Annotated in this window: 27 protein-coding genes and 1 pseudogene; 15 read left to right on the top strand and 13 right to left on the bottom strand. The window is 41.9% G+C overall.

Annotation, left to right across the window (positions count from 1 at the left end):
* Nucleotides 1–30: 30 nt before the first annotated feature.
* From TPSD3_RS12070 to TPSD3_RS12045, 6 genes are all read left to right on the top strand, one after another.
* Entirely contained in the window at nt 31–1,212 is a 1,182-nt protein-coding gene (locus TPSD3_RS12070; protein ID WP_245391590.1) for an aspartate aminotransferase family protein, read from the top strand.
* 65 nt (nt 1,213–1,277) lie between these two features.
* Complete coding sequence (gene argF / locus TPSD3_RS12065; RefSeq protein ID WP_086488784.1) at nt 1,278–2,192, top strand: ornithine carbamoyltransferase; 915 nt, start codon at nt 1,278–1,280, stop codon at nt 2,190–2,192.
* Nucleotides 2,193–2,311: 119 nt separating this feature from the next.
* Complete coding sequence (locus TPSD3_RS12060) at nt 2,312–4,165, top strand: vWA domain-containing protein (RefSeq protein WP_086488783.1); 1,854 nt, start codon at nt 2,312–2,314, stop codon at nt 4,163–4,165.
* 99 nt (nt 4,166–4,264) lie between these two features.
* On the top strand, nt 4,265–4,492 hold the full coding sequence (locus TPSD3_RS12055) for a nucleotidyltransferase substrate binding protein (RefSeq protein ID WP_086488782.1): 228 nt from the start codon (nt 4,265–4,267) through the stop codon (nt 4,490–4,492).
* Nucleotides 4,493–4,662: 170 nt separating this feature from the next.
* Nucleotides 4,663–4,851, top strand: coding sequence for a nucleotidyltransferase substrate binding protein (locus TPSD3_RS12050; protein ID WP_086488781.1), 189 nt, complete (start codon nt 4,663–4,665; stop codon nt 4,849–4,851).
* Entirely contained in the window at nt 4,848–5,144 is a 297-nt protein-coding gene (locus tag TPSD3_RS12045) for a nucleotidyltransferase family protein (protein ID WP_086488780.1), read from the top strand. Before TPSD3_RS12050 ends, TPSD3_RS12045 begins: the two co-directional genes overlap by 4 nt.
* Before the next feature lie 98 nt (nt 5,145–5,242).
* Here TPSD3_RS12045 and TPSD3_RS12040 read toward each other — a convergent pair whose 3' ends face one another.
* Both TPSD3_RS12040 and dcm read right to left on the bottom strand, forming a co-directional pair.
* On the bottom strand, nt 5,243–6,304 hold the full coding sequence (locus TPSD3_RS12040) for a HaeII family restriction endonuclease (protein ID WP_086488779.1): 1,062 nt from the start codon (nt 6,302–6,304) through the stop codon (nt 5,243–5,245).
* A gap of 9 nt (nt 6,305–6,313) precedes the next feature.
* On the bottom strand, nt 6,314–7,273 hold the full coding sequence (dcm, locus tag TPSD3_RS12035) for a DNA (cytosine-5-)-methyltransferase (RefSeq protein ID WP_086488778.1): 960 nt from the start codon (nt 7,271–7,273) through the stop codon (nt 6,314–6,316).
* Between the two features lie 218 nt (nt 7,274–7,491).
* Between dcm and trhP the strand changes: the two genes are divergently transcribed.
* A complete protein-coding gene (trhP, locus tag TPSD3_RS12030) occupies nt 7,492–8,826 on the top strand; it encodes a prephenate-dependent tRNA uridine(34) hydroxylase TrhP (protein WP_086488777.1) in 1,335 nt (444 codons plus the stop codon).
* Between the two features lie 18 nt (nt 8,827–8,844).
* Here the strand turns inward: trhP and mnmE are convergent, their stop codons facing one another.
* The 7 genes and pseudogenes from mnmE to TPSD3_RS11995 form a co-directional block, all read right to left on the bottom strand.
* Nucleotides 8,845–10,209 (bottom strand): tRNA uridine-5-carboxymethylaminomethyl(34) synthesis GTPase MnmE, encoded by a 1,365-nt coding sequence (gene mnmE, locus TPSD3_RS12025; protein WP_086488776.1) that lies wholly within the window; start codon nt 10,207–10,209, stop codon nt 8,845–8,847.
* A 1-nt stretch (nt 10,210) separates the two neighbouring features.
* Nucleotides 10,211–10,618: a tetratricopeptide repeat protein gene (locus TPSD3_RS12020; protein ID WP_086488775.1), complete on the bottom strand. Its 408-nt coding sequence runs from the start codon at nt 10,616–10,618 to the stop codon at nt 10,211–10,213.
* Nucleotides 10,619–10,652: 34 nt separating this feature from the next.
* Nucleotides 10,653–11,057 carry a roadblock/LC7 domain-containing protein gene (locus TPSD3_RS12015; protein WP_086488774.1) on the bottom strand — a complete coding sequence of 135 codons (405 nt, stop codon included), beginning with the start codon at nt 11,055–11,057 and terminating at the stop codon, nt 10,653–10,655.
* A 98-nt stretch (nt 11,058–11,155) separates the two neighbouring features.
* Nucleotides 11,156–11,263, bottom strand: a pseudogene (locus TPSD3_RS18370) (hypothetical protein); the annotation flags it as partial.
* Nucleotides 11,260–11,640, bottom strand: coding sequence for a helix-turn-helix domain-containing protein (locus TPSD3_RS12005; protein ID WP_425353091.1), 381 nt, complete (start codon nt 11,638–11,640; stop codon nt 11,260–11,262). The gene TPSD3_RS12005 and the pseudogene TPSD3_RS18370, both read right to left, overlap by 4 nt.
* Complete coding sequence (locus TPSD3_RS17795) at nt 11,627–11,857, bottom strand: hypothetical protein (protein WP_086488772.1); 231 nt, start codon at nt 11,855–11,857, stop codon at nt 11,627–11,629. The genes TPSD3_RS12005 and TPSD3_RS17795 overlap by 14 nt, the downstream gene beginning before the upstream one ends.
* A gap of 100 nt (nt 11,858–11,957) precedes the next feature.
* Nucleotides 11,958–13,406 carry a sigma-54-dependent transcriptional regulator gene (locus TPSD3_RS11995; RefSeq protein ID WP_086488771.1) on the bottom strand — a complete coding sequence of 483 codons (1,449 nt, stop codon included), beginning with the start codon at nt 13,404–13,406 and terminating at the stop codon, nt 11,958–11,960.
* A 210-nt stretch (nt 13,407–13,616) separates the two neighbouring features.
* Here TPSD3_RS11995 and argH point away from each other — a divergent pair, with 210 nt between their 5' ends.
* The gene (gene argH / locus TPSD3_RS11990) at nt 13,617–14,996 is read left to right on the top strand and encodes an argininosuccinate lyase (RefSeq protein WP_086488770.1); all 1,380 of its coding nucleotides are present in this window, start codon (nt 13,617–13,619) and stop codon (nt 14,994–14,996) included.
* A gap of 97 nt (nt 14,997–15,093) precedes the next feature.
* On the opposite strand, the gene TPSD3_RS11985 is transcribed toward argH, so the two are convergent.
* Nucleotides 15,094–15,336: a DUF2442 domain-containing protein gene (locus TPSD3_RS11985; RefSeq protein WP_217884448.1), complete on the bottom strand. Its 243-nt coding sequence runs from the start codon at nt 15,334–15,336 to the stop codon at nt 15,094–15,096.
* Between the two features lie 2 nt (nt 15,337–15,338).
* Nucleotides 15,339–15,593, bottom strand: coding sequence for a DUF4160 domain-containing protein (locus TPSD3_RS11980; RefSeq protein WP_280938421.1), 255 nt, complete (start codon nt 15,591–15,593; stop codon nt 15,339–15,341).
* 216 nt (nt 15,594–15,809) lie between these two features.
* Between TPSD3_RS11980 and TPSD3_RS11975 the strand changes: the two genes are divergently transcribed.
* Nucleotides 15,810–16,289 (top strand): DNA-methyltransferase, encoded by a 480-nt coding sequence (locus tag TPSD3_RS11975; RefSeq protein WP_086488768.1) that lies wholly within the window; start codon nt 15,810–15,812, stop codon nt 16,287–16,289.
* A 32-nt stretch (nt 16,290–16,321) separates the two neighbouring features.
* Here TPSD3_RS11975 and TPSD3_RS11970 read toward each other — a convergent pair whose 3' ends face one another.
* A complete protein-coding gene (locus tag TPSD3_RS11970) occupies nt 16,322–17,353 on the bottom strand; it encodes an IS630 family transposase (protein ID WP_086486662.1) in 1,032 nt (343 codons plus the stop codon).
* Between the two features lie 114 nt (nt 17,354–17,467).
* Here TPSD3_RS11970 and TPSD3_RS11965 point away from each other — a divergent pair, with 114 nt between their 5' ends.
* The 6 genes from TPSD3_RS11965 to TPSD3_RS11945 all read left to right on the top strand — a co-directional run bounded on the left by TPSD3_RS11965 (nt 17,468) and on the right by TPSD3_RS11945 (nt 22,749).
* Entirely contained in the window at nt 17,468–18,490 is a 1,023-nt protein-coding gene (locus tag TPSD3_RS11965; protein ID WP_086488767.1) for a DNA methyltransferase, read from the top strand.
* Nucleotides 18,468–18,641 (top strand): hypothetical protein, encoded by a 174-nt coding sequence (locus TPSD3_RS17605; protein WP_176329860.1) that lies wholly within the window; start codon nt 18,468–18,470, stop codon nt 18,639–18,641. The genes TPSD3_RS11965 and TPSD3_RS17605 overlap by 23 nt, the downstream gene beginning before the upstream one ends.
* Nucleotides 18,642–19,106: 465 nt before the next feature.
* Nucleotides 19,107–19,850, top strand: coding sequence for a GIDE domain-containing protein (locus TPSD3_RS11960; RefSeq protein ID WP_086488766.1), 744 nt, complete (start codon nt 19,107–19,109; stop codon nt 19,848–19,850).
* Between the two features lie 15 nt (nt 19,851–19,865).
* Nucleotides 19,866–20,660, top strand: coding sequence for an efflux RND transporter periplasmic adaptor subunit (locus TPSD3_RS11955; RefSeq protein WP_086488765.1), 795 nt, complete (start codon nt 19,866–19,868; stop codon nt 20,658–20,660).
* 28 nt (nt 20,661–20,688) lie between these two features.
* On the top strand, nt 20,689–20,988 hold the full coding sequence (locus tag TPSD3_RS11950; RefSeq protein WP_086488764.1) for a DUF3467 domain-containing protein: 300 nt from the start codon (nt 20,689–20,691) through the stop codon (nt 20,986–20,988).
* A complete protein-coding gene (locus TPSD3_RS11945; RefSeq protein WP_086488763.1) occupies nt 20,989–22,749 on the top strand; it encodes an efflux RND transporter periplasmic adaptor subunit in 1,761 nt (586 codons plus the stop codon).
* 55 nt (nt 22,750–22,804) lie between these two features.
* Here TPSD3_RS11945 and hfq read toward each other — a convergent pair whose 3' ends face one another.
* Entirely contained in the window at nt 22,805–23,020 is a 216-nt protein-coding gene (gene hfq, locus TPSD3_RS11940) for an RNA chaperone Hfq (RefSeq protein WP_086488762.1), read from the bottom strand.
* Nucleotides 23,021–23,304 lie beyond the last annotated feature (284 nt).

The raw sequence follows: 23,304 nt of genomic DNA, 5'->3' as shown, positions 1-23,304 counted from the left end.
GGACTGCTTTTTCAGTTTTTGGAGACTGCCGTGGCAACTTTAATGTCGAATTATTCGCGCCTGCCCGTGACGTTTACACGGGGTCAAGGCGCATGGCTGTGGGACAGCAATGATGTGCGTTATTTAGATGCGGTGTCTGGCGTGGCGGTGTGTAGTCTTGGACACGCACATCCCGCGATTGCTCAGGCTCTCTGTGAACAAGCCCATACCTTAATACATACGTCCAATTTATACGGAATCGCCCATCAGCAAACTTTAGCCGATGCGCTGATTGAACGCAGTCAAATGGACAGTGTTTTTTTCTGCAATTCGGGTGCAGAAGCCAATGAAGCCGCGATTAAAATTTCTCGTTTATACGCGAGAAAACAGGGCATTGCACAACCTAAAATCGTGGTGGCTGAAGGATCATTTCACGGCCGCACCATGGCTACATTGACGGCAACTGGTAACGCCAAAATTCGAGACGGTTTTGATCCGTTTTTACCGGGCTTTATTCGTGTGCCTTACAATGACATTGCGGCATTGCAACAATTGGCAGCGACGGAAACAGAGATTGTCGCTGTCTTACTCGAACCCGTGCAAGGGGAAGGGGGCGTTATCGTTCCTGCGTTGGATTACTTGCGTCAGGTGCGGGCTTTGTGCGATGCACAAGGCTGGTTAATGATGCTCGATGAAATTCAAACCGGAATGGGACGCACGGGCTATTGGTTTGCGCATCAAGAACAAGGCATTTTGCCCGATGTGATGACTTTAGCCAAAGCCTTGGGCAATGGAATGCCGATTGGTGCGTGTTTGGCGCGAGGCGCGGCTAATTTATTTCAACCCGGTCAACACGGTTCAACCTTCGGAGGAAATCCATTAGCCTGTCGTGTGGGATTGGCGGTGGTAGAGACCTTGAGCGAACAACGGTTGTGGGAACGCGCTGCGTATTTGGGACAGTATTTGCTCAATGGCTTTCGGGAGCGTTTAGGCCATCGGGACGGCGTGCGGGCAATTCGCGGTAAAGGGCTTATGATTGGTATTGAATTAAGCCAAGATTGCACCGCGTTGCCTAAAGCGGCATTAGCCAAACAATTGTTGATCAATGTCACTGCGGGGCGTGCGGTGCGTTTATTGCCGCCGCTCATTATTAGCGATGCTGAAGCGGATTTAATCATTGAAGGTGTCAGTGAATTAATTGATACGTTTCTCACTGCCCCTACCACATTATAATTTATTGATTAATCGATGATAAAAACATTATCAAATCGATATTTTTACACAAAGGAGCGTAAGGAATGGCATGTCGTCATTTTTTAACCCTGTTGGATTTTTCAGCCTCAGAATTACAGGCATTAATTCAACGTGCTATTGTTTTAAAAGCCAACTTAAAAGCGGGCGAATTATACGAGCCTTTGCGTGGGCGCGTATTGGGAATGATTTTTGAGAAATCATCAACGCGCACGCGAGTCTCTTTTGAAACGGCCATGTATCATTTTGGTGGCAATGCCATCTTTTTGTCACCGCGTGATACTCAATTGGGACGCGGTGAACCCATTGAAGACAGTGCGCGAGTGCTGTCTAGCATGGTGGATTGTGTGATGATTCGCACGTTTGCCCATGAGAATGTAGAGCGTTTTGCGGAATATTCCAAAGTTCCCGTGATCAATGCCTTGACCGATGAACATCATCCTTGCCAATTGTTAGCGGATATGCAGACTTTTTACGAATTACGCGGATCGATTGCGGGTAAAAAAGTCGCGTGGATTGGCGATGGGAATAATATGTGTCACTCGTATATTCATGCGGCGGCACAATTTGATTTTGAATTGGTGGTGGCTTCGCCATCGGGTTATTGCCCTTCTGCGGAATTGGTGGAAAAATTTGCAGATCGGGTACAAGTGGTGAGTGATCCTCGTGCGGCGGTGTTGGGCGCGGATTTGGTGACGACGGATGTTTGGGCGAGTATGGGACAAGAAGAAGAGCAGCGGGTGCGGGAGCGGGCATTTGCCCATTATCAAGTGAATGCGGAATTGATGAGCTTGGCGCAATCTAACGCGATTTTTCTACACTGTTTGCCTGCGCATCGCGGAGAAGAAGTGTGTGGCAGTGTTATTGACGGCCCACAAAGCGCAGTATGGCAACAAGCTGAAAATCGGCTACATTCACAAAAGGCCTTGTTAGAATTTTTATTAGTCGATACGATTGGTTAAGTATTCGGAGTGTCAAGCATGGGTTTGGCACTCTGTTTGATGTGTGGTGACTTGCTTTTGTTTCTCCGAATCCCGATCCGTAATGCCAATTATCCACCTAAGTGAGGCGTGCGCTTATCATGTTACAACTTTCATCGCAAACCAGTCATTCATGTATTCCTGCTCATCAAGCGAGTTTTATCGATTTGTTGTTGCAATTTCAACCCGTCGCACAAGATGCGCCACGTAAACGCCGACCGCTTAATTTAAGCATTGTCATTGATCGGTCGGGTTCTATGGCAGGGCAGCCGTTAAAACAAGCGGTGAATGCGGCGCGTTTATTGGTAGAACAACTGAGTGCAGAAGATATTGTTTCTGTGGTGATTTATGATGATGATGTGGAAACGATTTTTGAGCCACAAGCGGTTAAAAATAAAGATATTATTTACACGGTGTTGAGCAAAATCACGGCGGGTGGTTGTACCAATTTAAGTGGAGGTTGGCTTAAAGGTTGTGAGCATGTTCAAGCCCATTATGCCGCGGATAAGATTAATCGGGTGCTGCTGCTCACCGACGGTCAAGCCAATGTGGGCGTGACAGACAGTAAAGTGTTGATCAATACGGCACAGCAAAAGTCTCAAAATGCCCATATTAGTACGACAACGCTGGGATTCGGCAGCCATTTTAATGAAGATTTGTTGATCGGCATGGCGAAAAATGCCAACGGGAATTTTTATTTTATTCAAACACCTGAAGATTTAATTGAAGTTTTTCGGATTGAATTAGAAAGCCTCAGTTCTTTAGTCGCACAAGATTTAGTCGTGACCTTGACTCCACACCACGGCGCACAAGTGGAGCAGATTCTTAACCATTATCGACATAAAGACAAAGCCGATGGTGTGGAAATTTTGCTGGGCGATGTGTATGAAGTGGAAGCGAAACAATTGGCTTTAGTCGTGAGTATTCCTGCTCAAGCGGTGGGAACACAACCGATGTTTACCGTACATTATCGCTATCAAACGGTGGTTAATGAAGCCATTGAACAAACCACCGCCGACAGCACATTGACTATTCCCGTCGTGACTCCTGAAGCCTTTGCCAACACCTCTCCCCAACAAAGCGTATTAGATCAAACCCATCGCCTGCGCATTGCTCACGCTAAAGAAAATGCTGTGGATTTAGCCGATCAAGGCGAGCTGGATCATGCCGCGCAAACCTTGCACAACATATTGGATTTTCTCACGCAACAGCATATTGAAGAAACCTTTGAATGGGCAGAAGAATTTGAACAATTACGCTTTTTTATCAAGCAATTAGAAGCCAGACGTTACGATCCAGAAACACGTAAGGAACTTAAAGATCAGTCTTATCAATCGGCTTTGCGTAATCGTGGCGATTTAAGTTTACGTGGTGTGTCCATATCGGATGCGGTTTACGATTTGCCTGTGGTAAGTTCTGCGGATCAAGGGGTGGTGTTGCAGTGTGTGCGCGAAGGCGGAAAATTGAGAATGCGTGTAATTTCAGAAGGTTACAATCCTGATTTTAACGTTCAATTTCCGCGTCATATTCGAGAAGAAGGCGCGAGTTATTTGGTGGATGCGGTGGAATTGGCCAGCAGTGGTACGTTTTACCGTACCGTGGGAGAGATTCGTCGTCTCGTTGCGCCCGGACAAGAGCAGCATTATCAACAACGTAAGCATTCTCGTCATGTGCCGCGTTCGGGTAAACCGCCCAAAGCCGCGACTGCGCCCGCCACGGCAGCCGATTTGGAAACGACGGATTCTATTGGCACCGGCGTATTGGTGCAATGCGTGCCAGAGGGGAAAAAATTACGCGCTCGCGTGGTTTCTGATGGCTATCGCCCAGATTATAATATTCGTTTTCCCCGTAGTATCAGAGAGTTAGGGATATTATACGTGGTGGATGAAGTCATTGAACATCCACAAGGCGGGTCTTATATTGCATGTGGTAAAATTAAGCGGCTGATTCAGTGAGGAATTATTTATTTTTGTCAGAATCAGAATTTAAAGAGTAATCTGAAATTCTGATTCTGAATTTATTATTGATTAAACAAATCATTAAACGGAAAAAAAATGCTTGATTTAAGCACTTTAACAAAAGCATTAGACAGTTTAGAACGCGCTATTGAACGCTCGAAAAGCGTACCCGAAGATACGGAAATACGAGATAGTGTTATTCAACGTTTTGAATATTCCTATGAACTTTCTTGGAAAATGATGAAGCGTCAACTGGAAATAGACTCACCGACTCCGGTTGATGTGATGGGTTTTAAAGATATACCAAAATTAAGTCATTCATAAAATTTTTCTGTCAGAATCAGAATTTACAGAATTTTAGGATTTTCAGAATTAAAGAATAAAAAATCTGTTTAAAATAAATGACTTGCAAGAATAAATTTTGAAAATTATTTAATTCTGTAAATTCTGATTCTGACAAAATAAAGGTTTTATAAATCACATCATCTTGCTATATGATGAGAGCGGCGGCTGAACGCGATTTAATCAGTGATCCAGAAGCATGGTTTGAATACAGAAGACAACGCAATATTACCGCGCATACTTATGACGAAACCAAAGCCATCCAAGTTTACAAAACGGCAGTCCTATTTATTGATGATGCCAAGCAGTTATTACAAAATTTGCAGCAAAGAAATTCATGATACACTTAGATGCGAAGTATTTAGACGAAGTGCGCACCATATTGCAGCAACAAGTGCCAGAATATGAAGTCTGGGCTTTTGGTTCGCGGGTGCATCAACGTGGATTAAAACCATTTTCGGATTTAGATTTAGTATTAATCACAGAGCAACCCATAGACAGCTCTTTATATGGCTTATTAAAAGAAGCATTTAGCGAATCCGATTTACCTATTCGCGTAGATATTGCAGATTGGTCATTACTTTCTGACTCGTTTAAAAATATCATCCTGCAAGCGTATCAAAAAATTCAGTAATTATTTTTGAAATAATTAGGTTATTTAAGAACTTTATGCAAAAGGATATAAAAATGAATTTTGATTTGACAAATAAGCACAAAACCCAATCCCTATTTTTATACTGACCAAAACTCATCGCTTAATTTGTCGTAACCTCTGTATTTATAAAATTTCTCGAACTCTTGATTTTCAGTAGTAGGAAACTCTATTTTGATTTCTTGATTCAGAATATCCAAAATTTTTTCACCAAGGAGATGACTATGGACGCTGCGCAACGCTTTTTCATACCAATTGAGCAAGTCAGTTTCAGTGACAATAGCCTGTATTTTTGATTTCCAACCAATTTGATTGAGCAGTGACACAATTACTTTCTGTTCTGCACTTTTACAAACAATCACAATTCGATCTGCTGTAATAGAACCTATAATATCTTCTGCTAATTCTTCACTTAATGAAAGGTGTTTGATTTGGATAGCCAAGCCGAAATTCGCCCACATATCCAAACCCTTATCAGCCGCATTAGTTACGCCCATTCGATAAATTCTTGCCTTAGTTTTAAAACGATTTATATCCTTGCTCAAATTCAAAATATTTTCTGCAAAATCCTGAAACTCGGTTAATATGCTTACTTTTTCAGGATTATATGAAACTTCAACGCTCAATTCCATGGCTTCTGTAATGGCTGAGAACAGCGAAAAAATAACGATTTCATAAATCTTATCTATGCTTCGTCTTAAACCTGCTTCTGCCCGAAATAAAGCAAGGAATTCGCTGAGTTGAAAATTGTTTTTATTATGCTCAGTGCAATAAGCCAAAGCACTCGACATTTGTGAAAAACGCGCCGCAAAACGTCTGTAAATATAGGCCTCTACAATGCCATTCTTTTGCCTATTTTCTTGCCCTAAATAGGCCAAAACATTCGGCGGAATGGCGTTTTCATTAAAAACATCATCCTGATAACGAGCAGAAGAAGTGCTTGTTCTACCTAAAAATTGCAAACAAATGATGTCTCGCCATTTTTTAGACGGATTACGATAGGTTTCTAAATCAGTCAATGTGATGTCTTTTTGAGTTCTGTCTCGGTGCAAAATTTCGGCGATTTGTATGGGTTTATACAGATGAACCCTTGATTTATTAATTACTTTGTCTAAAGACTGCTTGGCTTGTTGTAGATTCATCTTTGGCGGTCAAACAGGAGTCAAAATAGAAAGTTGCTCAGGTTCTTGCGTGATTTTTGGGTGTTGCATCGCCTTGATCATTTGTTTGGCTACGGCTTTGAAAACAGGAACGGCTACGCTATTGCCCGCTAATTTTCGCATTGCTGCGTAATTGACATTGATGATAAAATTTTCTGGAAAACCCTGTAATCTTAACATTTCTCTTTCAGTTGGTCGGCGTTTTCCGTTGACTAACAGATAGTTATAAGACCCTCCCGCCCGCAAAGCACAAGAAAAAGGCAGTACCGAAATATTGCCTCCCTTATTTTCGTGCCAAATAGAAGGATAAAAAGGCTCACTTTTCAGATGATTAAGCCGCTTTTGGATAATATATTCTGAAGCAAAATATTTTTTATCTACTTGACAATCAGGCTCTACTATTTCAGCCAGTGAAATAAACTTACCTGTCGGTTTGGGAAATGAAAAATTAATATTTTCTTTAAAACCAACAATGATTGTTCTTTCTCTTTTTTGAGGCAGACCAAAATCCAAGGCATTAAGCACAGTATAATGTACGAAATAACCTAATGATTTTAATTGACTCAAGATAATTTTAAAAGTTCTACCATTATCATGCGTGCGAAGTTGCTTTACATTTTCTAATAAGAAAGCATAGGGCATTTTTATTCTCAAAATTTCTTCGATATTAAAAAATAAAGTCCCGCGAGTATCCGTAAAACCTTGTCTATTTCCAATAATAGAAAAAGGTTGACAAGGAAACCCTGCCAATAAAATATCATGATCGGGTATATTGTGGGGAATAATTTGTGTAATATCACCAAGTGGTTTTTCTCCAAAATTCGCCTCGTACATGGCTTGAGCATCTTTATCCCACTCAGAAGTAAACACATTTTCACATCCACAAGCCTCAAATCCCAACCGTATCCCTCCAATACCTGCAAATAAATCTATGGTTTTAAATATTTTCATTCCTGTTTTTTAAGTCAATTCGTTGATTTTATATTTTTGTTTAATAATTAAATAGGATTTTTTTAAGTTTCCTAAATCTTCGCTTTTTGTTTATCCTTTTATATTATAACAGTTTTAGTGGAAATAACGATATAATTAGTCTATACTGACAAAACTCTTTTTACCCTGTTATCGGTAAAAATACTAATATTTCAAATTATTTTATTCAGACATTGACCATGATTAAACCTGAATTACTTTCCCCTGCGGGAACATTAAAAAATATGCGTTATGCGTTTGCTTATGGTGCGGATGCGGTTTATGCGGGGCAGCCGCGTTATAGTTTGCGCGTGCGCAATAATGATTTTAATCGTTTAGAAACATTAGCCGCGGCCATTAGCGAGGCGCATCAACAAAAGAAAAAATTTTATTTAGCCACCAATATTTTACCGCATAACAGTAAAATTAAAACTTTTTTACACGATATGGCTGAAGTCATTGCATTAAAACCTGATGCACTGATTATGGCGGATCCAGGTCTTATTGATTTAATTCGAGAACGTTGGCCAGAAATGCCTGTTCATTTATCCGTTCAAGCCAATGCGGTGAATTATGCAGCGGTTAAATTTTGGCAAAAAGTGGGATTAACACGAGTGATATTGTCACGGGAATTGTCTTTAGAAGAAATTGAAGAAATTCGCCAACAATGTCCTGAAATGGAATTAGAAGTTTTTGTGCATGGTGCGCTGTGTATTGCGTATTCAGGACGATGTTTACTGTCAGGTTACATGAATCACCGCGATCCCAATCAAGGCACGTGTACCAATGCCTGTCGTTGGGATTATGCCGCGCAGCCCGCGCAGGAAACCGATAGCGGCGATATTCAAGCCCTCGCCAAGCCTTTGCCCCAATTGGGCGCGGGAGAAACCACCGATCAAATGTTTTTGCTAGCCGAACGCACGCGCCCCGATGAATGGATGCCCGCCTTTGAAGATGAACATGGCACTTATATTATGAATTCCAAAGACTTACGTGCGGTACAACATGTTCAACGTTTGGCAGAAATTGGTGTGGACAGTCTAAAAATCGAAGGACGCACGAAATCATTTTACTACGTAGCACGCACAGCCCAAGTGTATCGCCAAGCCATTGATGATGCCGTCGCAGGACGGGAGTTTAATCGAGAATTAATGTTAGAATTAGAAAAATTAGCCAGTCGCGGCTATACCGAAGGCTTTTATCGTCGCCATGTTCACGACGAATATCAGAATTATTTACAAGGCAGTTCTAGCAGTGAACAACAACAATTTGTTGGTGAAATTGTTGAGTATCAAACGGATAAAAATCGCCTTAAAATTGATGTAAAAAATCGTTTTGCGGTAGGGGATAATTTAGAATTAATGTCACCATACGGAAATGTGCGTTTTACTTTAACCCAGTTGGAAAATGAACGCGGAGAAACGATAGAAGTCGCACCGGGGTCAGGGCATTGGGTTTATTGTAAAAATCCGTTGTCTGTGGGAGAGCATGGCGTTAAAAATGCGTTATTAGTACGTTATTTTGATAAAAATTAATAATTCGCGCCAAATTCTCTATTTCCCAATACAAAAACTAGAAAATATCTCTCCCAATAAATCATCGGCTGTAAAAGCTCCTGTAATTTCGCTTAATGCCAATTGCGCTAAACGCAATTCTTCAGCCAATAACTCGCTATGGCGCAATTGCACATAATTTAAGCTATTATTTAAAGCTTCTTTTGCCGTAGATAAAGCGGTTAAATGACGGCGACGCGCCATAAAATGCCCTTCACTTTGCACACTCAAGCCCATTTGTCGCCGTAAATAATCTTTTAATTCGGCGATGCCTTCTCCCGTTTTGGCAGAAAGATATAAAACCCCTTCCGGAGTTAAACCCGCTGCATGTCCGCTTAAATCGATTTTATTACGCACCAATAACGGTTTTATTTTTAATTGTTGTAATAATTCCGTTTCGGCCACATCTTCAGGATGACGGTCGTCGAGTAAAACAATCACTAAATCCGCTTCGGACATGACGCGCCGAGTGCGTTCAATGCCTTGTTTTTCCACAATATCTTCTGTTTCGCGTAGTCCAGCGGTGTCAATAATATGCAAGGGCATCCCGTCTAACAAAATTTGATCGCGCACTAAATCCCGTGTTGTTCCTGCGATGGGCGTGACAATTGCGGTTTCTCGCCCAGCCAACCTATTTAATAAACTTGATTTGCCCACATTCGGCGCACCCACTAATACCAAGTGCATTCCTTCTTTTAATAAAAAACCTTGTTGCGCTTGAGAAAAAATAAGTTCTATTTGTTGTAATAAAGCGTTTATTTTTTGCGCAACCATTCCATCTGATAATAAATCAATTTCCTCTTCAACAAAATCAATTCCCGCTTCAATATAAGTGCGCAATTCAATTAATAATTGCACCAATTCATTAATATGTTGCGAAAAAACACCCTGCAAAGAACGCAACGCACAACGCGCCGCTTGCACCGAAGCACTGTCAATTAAATCAGCAATCGCTTCTGCTTGCGCCAAATCTAATTTGCCATTTAAAAAAGCGCGTTCGGAAAATTCGCCCGGCCGCGCCACTCGTGCGCCACATTCCAAAGTGGCTTGTAACAATTGATCCATCACCACAAGTCCACCATGTCCTTGCAATTCAAGCACATGCTCGCCTGTAAAAGAATGAGGTGCGGGAAAAAATAACGCAATCCCTTGATCCAACAATTCACCATTGCCTGCACGAAAATCGCTATACAGAGCTTGACGCGGCGGCGGCGTTTTCCCCAATAATTTCTGTGCAATCTGTGGCACTGCTGAACCCGACACCCGCACCACCCCAATTCCCCCCCGTCCCAACGGCGTAGCAATCGCGGCAATGGTATCTAATGCCGCCTCTAATTCATCCAATGTATCGCTGGTCAGTGACATATTAATTCGCCAAAGCACGCGCCCGACTACGGGCTTCCATTGTGCATTCCATATTGGACATCGCCTCACACGCCAAAGCAATTAACACCCAATTACGCACCCGCAACCATTTGTTATCACTGGCTAAAGAATTGGATTTAGCCGCTAAATTAGCCGCACGCATCCAATCTTCTTGTTGCAAACGCACACCTGCTAAATTATGCCATAAAGCTGGATTACGCGGATCAATGCGCAAAGCCCGCTCTAATGCCGCTGCGGCTTGTTCATTTTGTCCTTGTTCGTAAGCGGCCTTAGCCTCGTTGAGCAAGGTAATGACTGCGGCTCTGGAATCAGGAGCGGCTGTTTGTGCAAAAGCCAATTGCAGGGATAACAGCAATAACAAATTTATGCCTATTATGAAGAATCGCATCGTTTTTCACTCCATCGTCAATCAAATATAAACCTCAAGGACACAACGGCGCAATATTCGGTAAAGAACGACGCACCGCAGCCCAACCCATCCCCAAATTGGCTTTTTTATCCGTGATTAATACCAATAAGGCAGAAGGTTTTTCAGGAACAATCGCCATAAAATGATAAGTATTTTCAGTGGTCATTTGAATTTCTTTAATCATACGAGAGGCTTCATGACCGCGAATATTAGACAACATTTGTTCTACTGCCATAATCGTACGCCCACGAAACATATCCACCGCAGCGGCTGCCACGCTGTCTAAATACGATTGGGTTAAATAATTGACGCGGTGATGCACCCCCAGCAGTAAACCGCTTTCCAAATCCACCACGGCACAGCCTAATGCAGAAGGCACATCAGCCAATACATCCGCACAAATTTTATTAATATCCATACTAACTCCAATAAAAAACCATTTTGATAGTTACGATTTACATAGAAAAGAATTCTCTATGCTCCTCTAAACGCTTCAACGCAGATAGCTTTGACGGATTAAACCGCTAAAGTCTGACATCCGCTCGGCGTTCGTATAGCATTGATAACTCTCAATGCTTCGTTTAACACGTTTTTGCTTGCGTTTGAATCTCTATCGATTTCTAATCCGCACGCTTTGCAAGTAAAGGTTCTATCCGATGATTGGGCAGTCTAAAACTTTGAAGGCCGTCTTTAGTTTTGAATTGAGGACGACCTATTTTTTTCTTTCTATTTTTTGAAAAGTAATTCTTTTTAAAAGATTTAAAATCCATTTCTTTTTGTTGTAAAGCTGCCGCACTCACTTCACCCATCCACTCATATTTCTTTCTCAATAAAGTAGAAGTTAAAGGCGATTCTTGCTCTGTCTTGTTCTTATCAAATTTATTAAAGATTTCTACATTGTAATTCCACACCACTCGCACACAACCAAAGGTCTTATTCAACTGTATAAGCTGTTGTTTTGTCGGATATATCCGACATTTAAACGCTTTAAGAGTGATCATCATCTTTATCCAATTGCTTAATAAGTTCTTCGGTTTTACGGCGACTTCTCCGTCTTCCGTACAATCTAGCAGTAAAAGACGTGACCAATGAGACAAAATCTTGCATTAAATCCTTTTCATCATCAGCAACCTCATTAATGATAACGATCTCACCGTGCCATAAATCTTTAAAGTAGTTGAAACCAAACCGCGTTAATCTGTCTTTATGCTCTACCACTAATCGTATAATACCGTAAAATCACGTCATTTTTATCTCTATTTCATTCCCAAGCCGCTGACAGCCAACACTTGGGAATGAGAAAAGCCACCATTTATCCCTAAACCAAACGAATGCCCTCGTCATCGGTAGAATTATTTTCTTCATCTCCCGTGCTTTTGCGAAATTCATGGGGATCGATGCGGTGCTGTTTCAATAAGCTGGTAAGAGCCTCTTGATCGCAACCCGCAATGCCTGCGGCTTCTTTGACATTTCCCGCCACCATACGCAATACACGGTGCAAATAATTCCGATCAAATTCTGCCCGTGCCTCTTCTAAGGTTTGGAATTTGCTTTCAGGCTCGCGTAACGCCCGCTTAACCAAACTCAAGGGAATAATTTGTGAAATGGATAAAACACTGCACCGCTCCACCACATTTTGCAATTGACGCACATTCCCCGGCCACGGCAGAGAAGTCAAGTATTCCAAAGCCTCTGGTGCAAAACGAGGGGATTCTTCTAAACCTTCTTGTTTGGCACGTTGAGCGAGAAAATAATTGATTAATAAGGGAATATCCTCGCGGCGTTCGTTCAACGCAGGCATGTACAACGGAATGACATTGAGACGATAAAACAAATCCTCTCGAAACTCTCCCCGTTTCACCGCCAATTCCAAATCATGGTGTGTCGCACAAATAATGCGCACATCAATTGACACCGTATCCACCGCGCCTACGGGTTTCACCTGTCCTTCTTGTAAAACGCGTAACAGTTTTACTTGTAAACTCGGCGGCATATCGCCCACTTCGTCTAAGAACAAAGTGCCACCGCTGGCCGCTTGAAATAAACCCGCATGTTTACGCACTGCCCCCGTAAATGCCCCTTTTTCATGGCCAAACAGTTCCGATTCCAACAATTGTTCTGACAGCGCGCCACAATTAATCCCTAAAAAAACCGCATTCGCCCGCGGGCTGGCGCGGTGAATGGCTTGGGCTAATAATTCCTTCCCTGTTCCCGTCGCACCACCAATAAAAATACTGCTGCGACTTTTGGCCACGCGCTCGGCTTGTTTTAATAAATTGGACATTAATATACTTTGGTGAATAATCTCCGGCGCAAAACTATTGTCCATTTGTCCGCGGTGATGCCCCGCGTAAGTCAATGCAGAACGCACACAGCGCAATAATTCTTCAGGTTCAATCGGTTTGGTCAAAAATTCAAAAATACCCTGATGCGTTGCCCGCACCGCATCGGAAATCTGCGCACTGCCGCTTAACATAATGACGGGTAAGATAGAACTGTACACTTGAATTTGATTCAACAACGCAATCCCATCCATGCCCTCCATACGCAAATCAGTAATCACCACGTGCGGCAAAAATTTGGGCAATAAGGCAATCGCCGCGTCGCCACTTTCGGTTGTGCGTACTTCGTAGCCTTCGTTTTCCAGCCACGCAGACAACAGCGTTAAAATAAAGCTGTCATCATCGACAACTAAGATACGGCTGGGACATTTGTTCTCTGGCCTTGTTAATTCATCAGTGGTAGAGGGAGTCGTTGTTTTAGACATACTTGGTTCTTCTCAAAGTCAAGCGCGGTAGGGACAAGTTTCTTCAGAAACACCAACGTTAATTTTCTGATGTTAAACTCTGGCTGATTACTTTAACATAACTTGGCAGAGGCTTTAATTAATTCTATCAGTTTCTGAAGTCAGGATTGACAAAACTCTTTGTTTCGTCAGGGATTATCTCTTTTAAAATTTTCTTAGGAAATGGGTATCATGAGTACAGTGGAAAAGCCATGGAGCGGTCGTTTTACCGAGCCAACCGATGTGTTTGTCGAAGCGTTTACGGCTTCAGTGGGATTTGATCAGCGATTGTATGCGTATGATATTCAAGGTTCAATCGCGCACGCGCAAATGTTGGCGCACGTGGGAGTGTTAACCCACGAAGAATCCGCGCAAATCGTACAAGGTTTACGTGAGATTGAACAGGATATTCGTGAGGGACGCTGGCAATGGTCGATTGCTTTGGAAGATGTCCACATGAATATTGAGCATCGTTTGACGGAAAAAATAGGTCTGGTGGGTAAAAAATTACATACAGGACGCTCCCGCAATGATCAAGTGGCCACCGATATTCGTTTATATCTGCGTGATGCAATAGATGAAATTGGGCGGGAGTTGCGGCGATTTTTGGAACAATTGGCGCAATTGGCCGAAACCGAAGCCGAAACCATTTTACCGGGCTTTACCCATTTGCAAAGTGCGCAACCGGTGACTTTTGGTCATCATTTGTTGGCGTGGTGTGAAATGTTGTTGCGGGATCAGGCACGTTTACGCGAATGCCGCCGTCGGGTGAATGTCATGCCTTTGGGTGCGGCTGCTTTGGCGGGTACCAGTTATCCGATTGATCGCGCTTATACGGCGACCTTACTTGGTTTTGAGTCGGTGGCGGAAAATTCGTTGGATGCGGTGAGTGATCGGGATTTTGCCATTGAATTTGCGGCCGTTTCGGCGACGTTGATGATGCACTTATCGCGTTTTTCTGAAGAATTAATTTTGTGGTCATCAGCACAGTTTCAATTTATCGAACTCAGTGACGCATTTTGTACGGGTTCTTCTATTATGCCGCAAAAGAAAAATCCTGATGTGCCTGAATTGGTACGCGGTAAAACAGGACGGGTGTATGGGCATTTATTCAGTCTGTTGACGCTCATGAAAGCACAACCATTGGCTTACAATAAAGACAATCAGGAAGATAAAGAGCCGATTTTTGATGTGATTGATACGGTGCGCGGTTGTTTAAAAGTGTACGCGGACATGATCCCTGCGATTCGTGTTAATCGGGAAAAAATGCGCGCTGCGGCGTTGGCAGGTTTTACCACGGCGACGGATTTGGCTGATTATTTGGTGCGCAAAGGTTTGGCGTTTCGAGATGCGCATGAGGTGGTGGGGCAGGTGGTGCGTTATTGTGTGGTGAATGCCTATCATTTGGAAGCCTTACCGCTTGAGGTTTTTAAACAATTCTCGGCGGAGATTGAAGCGGATATTTATGCGGTGTTGACTTTGGAAGGCTCTGTGGCAGCACGGAATCATTTTGGCGGGACGGCACCGCAGCAAGTGCGTGAGGCAATTATTCGTTTGCGGGAACGCTGGTAGAATGAATGAGGAGGGGAAATCACGGCTTATTTTTGTTGTTAAAATTTAACAAGATAAGCGGGTCGTTTTCTCCCTCCTATACCAAAAAGATAGGGTTCTATGTGGTTTTGATTGAATCTAAGTATAGCGTGTCAGGGCAGATGTCTTGCTCATGTGGCCATACAACTGTGCCGTCTAAAACTTTGGCTTGTTTAAAATAGTTAATATCTTTCAATTCTTTGAATACACCAAAATCGAGTAGGTGTAAACAATCATAGATACCTTCTTCACCATTATTAAACTGAATTTTCAATTTATAATTTGAATTTGCGGTGACAGTTTTAACTCTTGGGTTCATCATTATTATCTTAATGGTTCAATTTTGTAAGGCTGTTCCCCAGAAACGGTAAGTTCCCAATCTGCAATGAGTTCTTCTTTGTGTAACTCTATCCATGCTTGGAGTAATTTCATTTTTGAACTGGGAATGCTTCCTTCAAGGACTGTGCCTTCTGGGATTTGTACGATTACTTCGTTGTTTTGGTATTTAACATGGATGTGAGGTAATTTGTGCTGTTTATTATCCATGAAGTACATATAAACAATCAGTCCGTAAAACATCGATATTGAAGGCATACAGTATGCTCATTAGACAGGGGAAGTTATGAGGTTGATTTTCTCACTTGAGTTTTCAATGCAACCGTTTCTCGATTGCTTACCATGCTATTATGGAGTTGTTGGCTCAAAATTCAACCGTTTTTAAAAGGCTGGGATTTTTTTATTTGTCTGAATCAGAATTTACAGAATTTTATGATTTTTTGATAGGAACAAGCCAGTATGAATAAGCTATTGTTGGGCGATAATTTGTCGATTTTACAGCAAATGGAAAGCGAATCTGTGGATTTGATTTATCTTGATCCGCCGTTTTTTTCTAATCGTAATTATGAGCTGATCTGGGGTGATGCGGGAGAAAGGCGTAGTTTTGAAGATCGCTGGTCGGGAGGTGTCGATCATTATATCGCTTGGCTAAAAGAGCGAGTTGCACAGATACACCGTATTTTAAAGCCGACGGGGTCTATTTTTCTGCATTGTGATTGGCACGCGAATGCTGAGATAAAAGTGCTTATCTTAAATCGGATTTTTGGTGAAGATAATTTTAGAGGTGAAATTATTTGGCAACGGCATAATGCCCATAATGATGCTAAAAAGAAAATAGCTGTTTTAACAGACACTATTTGGTATTATTCCAAATCAAATAAATGCACTTATAATCCAGTTTATGGCAAACATTCCGAAGCCTATACCAAAATTATGTGAGATATAAAAACAAATTAAGTTTTAATATCTACCTAGATATTAGGTATAAGATACTGTTTAATTTTATTAAACTTAAACACTTTACCTGACAAAAAGGTCTCAAACATACTAGTGACTTCTTTAAAGCTTGATAGGCGATGAAAATTCTTTCTGACCCAATTCTTACCTTGAAGCCAAATATCCTCGACTGGATTTTGCTCTGGGGCATTAGGTGCAAATCTTAATAAACGAACTTTCCATTCTGATTCTGGAAGTCCCCCATTTAATTTCTCTAAATAAGTTCTTAAACCTTCAGAACGATGATAACTTGCACCATCCCAAATAATCACATGACGGGCTTCTTTATATCTGTAAATGAGCCAGTTAATAAAGTCTATCGTATATTTTGTATCAGCTTTCTTTGCCCTATCTAAAATAAATTCTCCCGTATAAATATTCACCGCTCCATACCACGTTTGAGAAGTGCGATAATTACTCATCTTTATTGACGTTCTTTCTCCTTTTTTCGACCAAACATAACCACAAATATCTCCCCACAACTGATGGCTTTCGTCTTGCATCCAGTACATTACCTCTCCACTTTCTATCTGTTCACGCTCCTTATCTATTAAATCCTTAATCTCTTTTTTTTTAGCTTCCACTTTTACCTCATCTTTTGCCGAATTCTCTTTGTGTGTCTTCTTATAACTTAAATTCGCTTCTTCTAATAATTTAGTATAAGAAGTATTTGAAGAATAGAAAACATCATACTCCTCTTTTAAGTATCTCTTTAGTTCCTCTATTGTTATTGTCTTCTTTTCTTGTATCCAATTAATCACATCTTCTCGTTCACGCGGCTTTAAATACCCTGGTGAGCCTTTATACGCTAACTTTAATCCTTCAACCCCTGACGCTAAATAAATGGCTTTCCATTTATCCACAAATTGCACACTGACACAACACGCTAAAGCCGCTTCCGCACGCACAAAACCAAGCAAAGACATTCTTACTGCCATCGCTCGCTTCACTTCTCTCGCTTCACCTGTTGACATTAATTCTTCTAAATCTTCATATCTTTTGTTCATTATTCTCTCCTATTTGAAAAGTATTATTATACGACTCTGAAAAAATTGGTATATAAAGATAGTTTTTATAAATATGATGATAATGATGGCAGAGGAAAATATAGATTAGCAGATATGACCAGCCCAAATCCACGCCCTAATATGATGTATGAATGGATGGGTTATGGATTTCCAGAAAAAGGATGGCGTTATGAAAAAGAAACCATGCAAAAATTACATGATGAGGGAAGAATTCACTACCCAAAAAATAAAGCAGGTCATCCTGATTATTCTAAACGATTGGCTTTAAAACGTTATTTAAATGAGCAACAGGGTGAAATTTTAGGAAATTTCTGGGGAGATATTCAAAATGTCCAAGCTCATGCAAAAGAACGCATCGGCTACCCCACGCAAAAACCCGAAGCCTTATTAGAACGCATTATCAACATGGCCAGCAACGAAGGCGATACGGTGCTTGATCCTTTTGTCGGCGGTGGCACAACCGTCGCCGTTGCAGAACGCTTAAAACGAAATTGGATTGGTATTGATCAATCCGTTCAAGCGATCAAGGTTTCCGAATTGCGCCTCGAAAAACAACGCAATTTATTCTCTGCGCCGTTTATTGTCCAATTGCACAAATACGACTATGATACTTTGCGTTATTCTAATGCGTTTGAATTTGAGCAATGGATTATCCAACAATACGGCGGCATTCCCAACATCAAACAAAAGGGTGATTTAGGACTAGACGGCAAAAGCAAAGACGGTATTCCTATTCAAGTTAAACGCTCCGACGGTATCGGTCGCAATATCATCGACAATTTCTTTTCCGCCATTCAACGCTTCGATAAAACCCTATTTGAGCAAAATAAAGCCGATAATAAACCCGTTGGCGTATTAATCGCTTTTAGTTTTGGTAAAGGTGCGATTCAAGAAGTGGCGCGGTTGCGCAATCATGAAGGCGTAATTATTGAGCTATTGCCTGTGGATCAGGTGGTGCCGATGGCGAAAAAGCCGACTTTGCGCATTGAATTTACAGACTTAGGTGCAGACAAAAAAGGCTTACGTGAAATTGAGTTTCAGGCTTTTGGCGAGTCTCCAGTTGGGATTGAGTTTTATGCCTGGGATTTTAATTATGAGGCTGAACCAGGGTTTTAAAGCCTCAATTATCATTGATAAAGACGGCAAACAACGCTTTAAGTTTAAAGCAGGAACGCATCAAGTGGCTGTTAAAGTCGTCGATAATGAAGGCTTAGAAAGTGTGGAAGTGGTGAAGTTAAAGGTGAATGGGGTTGTGGCGGCGGGGTAATTTTGCGGCTATAAAAAATTATAAGTCGTTAAATAGAAATATTCCAGCGACTAAAACCATTTAGAATATCAAGATTTCTACCGCCCCCTACCTCCTCCTGCTATACCAAAAAGATATGATTCATAGAATCCTTATTTTGTCAGAATCAGAATTTACAGAATTAAAGAATTTTCAAAATTGACTCTTGCAACTCGTTTATTTTAAAACTTTTTTTATTCTTTAATTCTGAAAATCCTGAAATTCTGTAAATTCTGATTCTGACAGAAAAATTTTATGAATGGCTTAATTTGGTATAGGAGGGGCAATAATGAGTTATTTTTACTGTTAAAATCTAACAAGATAACCTCATCTCTTTCCCCTCCTAACAGGAAAGATAGGGGGCAATAGAAACAAATGCGGATAGTCCAGATTATTTTCGTTTAAATACTTAGTCACTTTTTTTATCATGACAAAAGTGGAGAAAAAATGTCATCTTTATTTGTTGCAAGTGGGATCATGCTGATAATTTTTGCCGTATTGGCCAAGATCGGCGGCAGCACTCTTAAAAGCAATTTACGCCATCTAAAAGACAGCGATCCTGATAAAATTATTGACATGATTCAACTGTGTCACAAAGCACATTTTTCTTTGGGGGAAGGAAATTTTGCCATGACTTTTGAAGGGCAAACCAAAATCACCGCAGATAAAAAATGCCTTTCTCCTCTGGGCAAAACACCTTGCATTTACTACAAAGCCCAAATTCATCGCCTTGTGGGTAAAGCAAAAATTAAGGAAAAAGTCTTTGAAAAAGAAGAATTTACTGATTTTTACATTGAAGATGATACAGGAAAGATTTTGGTACAATACCGTGATTTAAAAGAACAATTACAAAAAATGGCGAAAAGTCATTTTGATGAATTTCGCCAAAATTTTCACGAATTTGAATTGCCAATCGCACAAAATCATGAAACGGTGATCGGCTATCAATTACAAGAACACATTATTCCCGTTGGACAACCTTTATATATTTACGGACAAGCCACTGATCGCAACGGTGAATTAATGTTGGCACGATTTTTACAGGGCGATCAACCGTTTATTATTTCCGATTTATCCAAACGAGAATATGTGAGCGCGTTACAAAAAGAAGTAAAATCGATTGATTATGGTGTGCCGCTGATGTTTTTTGTGGGATTGGCTTTGGTAATTTATGGTTATTTGGGCGAATAAAAGGGCGTTAAAAAAATGATTAAATGGGCTTTATGGATTGCATTATTATTATGGGTTAATGGATTAAATGCGGCCAGTTATTCGGGCTTTACTGAACCGAATCGAGAAATTGCGTTAGCCGCGCCTGAAATGGATATTTTAGCCAGCTTAAACGTACAAGAAGGCGCACAAGTGAAACAAGGCGATGTGGTCGCCAGTTTGGACAATCGCGTATTAGAAGCCGCGTTGGAAGTGGCTAAAGCCCGAAAAAACGCCGCAGGACGTTTAAAAGCCGCACAAACCATTGCTAAACTGCATCAAGAGCGTTTAGATCGACTCACACCTTTGTTGGCCAAAGGCCATGCCCAAGCCCACGAAATCTCAGAAGCTCGCATTGCTTTAGAATCCGCCCAAGCCGAAGTACAAGCCGCCCGCGATGCCATTCAAGAAAGCAGTTTGGAGTATAATCGCTTACGCGCCCAAATTGAACGCCGTCGTTTGCGCAGTCCATTCAACGGGATGGTGACGCAAATTATCCGACAACCCGCTGAATGGGTTGGTGGGCAGCAAGCCGATATTATGCGCATTGCCAGTGTAGACCCTTTGCGTGTCACTTTACATTTACCAACAGCGGCGGCTTTGGCACTGAAAAAAGATCAAATGGTAAAAGTTCATTTTCCCGGACTTGATTTTGCCAGCCAATCGGCCAAAGTGACGTTTATCGCGCCCATTACCGATGCCAGTAGTGATACGGTAAAAATACACGTACAGTTTCCCAATCCCAAATACAGTATTCGCAGCGGTGTTAAATGTACCGTTGAGATTGACTAAGTGATTCCACTTTTACGCAGAATTCCCTATGAAAGACAACAAAAGCAACGACAACCCTTCTCCCCGTCAAGTGCGCGTGCGCTACGAGCAAACGCAAGCCTTGTATGCCTCCCAATTCGTGTTAAACGTCACGGGAGAAGAGGTGATTATTAATTTTTCTTCTGGAAGTTTGCCCGATCCAACCACGGGCGATATGCACTTGCCCATCCATTCTCGTATTGCTTTATCTCAGCAAGGGGTGCGTCAATTGGTACAACTGCTGAATCAAGCCCTCGCCAGTCAACAACAAGAAACCGCTAATACAGCGCGTTTGCCTTCTTTGCAATAAATGCCTTCACCTGAATTAACTCCCTCTGCCGTCGTCGATATTCCCACTTTGTCGCTCACGACATTGGGGGAAGAGTTGCGTGTATTATCAGAAAATCGCGCTTCATCGCAAGAAAAGCAATTACATTTATTGCGTATTCTTTTAGGATTAAGCCATGCGGCTGGGGCTGCTTTTGTAGAAAAAAATACGGTTGGACAGTTTGCGTTGGGTTTGCGTATTCTATCTGCACAAGCCTTGACGTGGCATCCTGAATTAGAAAATGTGTTACTTCAACACGCCCAACATGCCCAGCAGCAACAGCAATTAGTTTACACTCCCCTAGACGACACGCGCCAACATTGGCTATTGACAGTACCGTTATCGTCTACAGCGGCGGCATTGTGCTTAGTGTTACGCACGGGAAAACAGCCGCTAGAATTTTTTGCTACAGTATTGCAGTTGTTAGCGGGTTATGTTCCCCTGCTGGGACATGAAACGGCACAGAGCGATTGGTTATTAAACGCCCAAGCGCGTTGGTTACAGATGACTTCTGCACCTGATTTGTTGCAAAGAATCTGTGATGAATTGGCAGATTATTATGGGGGTGAACGGGTGTGGTTGGGGCGATGTCGGGGGTTTCACTGCCGTTTACAAGCGGGCGTTGATCTCAAAACGATACAACGCCAAGCCGATTGGGTACACGCCTTAGAACAATTAATGGATTTTACTCGCACCCAAGCCACTCCCCTTTATTCTTCTGAACACGCCGCTTTAAAAAAAGTTTTAATAATCAGTGGATTGAAACATATTATTAGTATTCCATTGCAATTTTCTGGACACACGCATTGGGTTTTGGTAATAGGTTGGCAAGAAAAGACCGCCCCGCCACCAGAATTATTACAACCTTTAATTCCGATCTTAACCAGTGTTTTATTATTAACGCAAGGCGGCCATCTTAGTTTATGGCAAAAAATACGTAAACGGTGGCGTGGTGGGGTTTTATTCGGTGTTCTATTGTTTATCCTGTCTCTTATTTTGACCATTCCTGTCACACACTATATCGAAGGACAAGCCACATTACAATCCAGTGTACGCCGTTTTGTCACCGCGCCTTTTCCCAGTGTGTTGAAAACGTCTCTGCGCGAACCGGGGGATGTGGTTGCCGCGGGTGACATTTTGGCTGTTTTAGACGGGCAAGAAGTGGCGTGGACGGTAGCGGGTTTAACGGCTGAAAAAAATCGCTTGTTAAAACAAAAAGATATAAGTGCAGCTTCGCGTGACACTGCCGCAGTACAAGTAGCTGAATTAGAAATTGAGCGCGTCGAAGCGCAATTGGCTTTGCAAGATTATCGTATGGAACACTTAGATATTCGCAGTCCAATAAGTGGTGTCATATTAAGCGGTGATTTAAAGCGCGTACAAGGCAGTCCTTTGGATGCGGGACAGAGTTTATTCGAGATTGCGCCGTTAGCAGAAATGGTGGTGGAAGTGGCTGTGCCAGTGACGGAATGGGCTTATATTGCGTTGAATTTACCGATGACCGTCAAATTGACTGCTTATCCCAATGAAACGTGGTCGTTGCACGTGCAACGTATTCACCCCAAAATCACTGTACAAGACGGTGCGACGGTGGTGATTGTTGAGGGGAAATTATCCAATCAAAACAATCAATTGCGCCCTGGAATGCGCGGCAAAGCACAAATAGAGATCGGTCAACGGGCATTGGCGTGGGTGTTATTCTATCGGGCGTGGGCAGATGTGCGACGTTGGTTGATGTTTTGATGCGTTTCTAAGACGGAGTCGTGTTCACTTACACGCCTTAGAAACGCCAAACCTATTACGGTTGACGTGGCGGTTTAACGAGTCCGCGTGGGTGAGGGGTGCGTTCGGTGTTGTTTGATCTGTCCTCTTGAGACATGGGCAAAATAGTTGAGATGGAGTGTTTATAAATCATTTGGCGATTGTTGTTGCTTTCCAAAATCACGACGTATTGGTCGAATCCCCCTACATAGCCGTTTAAGCGAATTCCATTGATGAGATATATCGACACCATGGTCTGTTTGTTTTAATATTCTTGCAGATTTTGATCTTGTAGTGACATGGTAATAACCGTTGGTCTAAGCGATTTATTTTTGTTATCCAATGCCTGAGTGAGAGTATTGACTGTGGCATTGTATAGTCCTTGTGATGCCAACCGTTTAAACGGTCTGATCGATTCCAGCACTTTATCTGGTTGTGTCCTATCTTACCAGAGCCATTTGTTAAAAATGATGAATCGGCTTTTAAAAAATGCAACCTTCTCCGCATGGTTCTCACCTCGTTTATCTCGTTCCCACA

Source organism: Thioflexithrix psekupsensis (assembly GCF_002149925.1).
Lineage (GTDB): Bacteria > Pseudomonadota > Gammaproteobacteria > Beggiatoales > Beggiatoaceae > Thioflexithrix > Thioflexithrix psekupsensis.
This window is presented reverse-complemented; position numbering and strand designations above follow the sequence as displayed.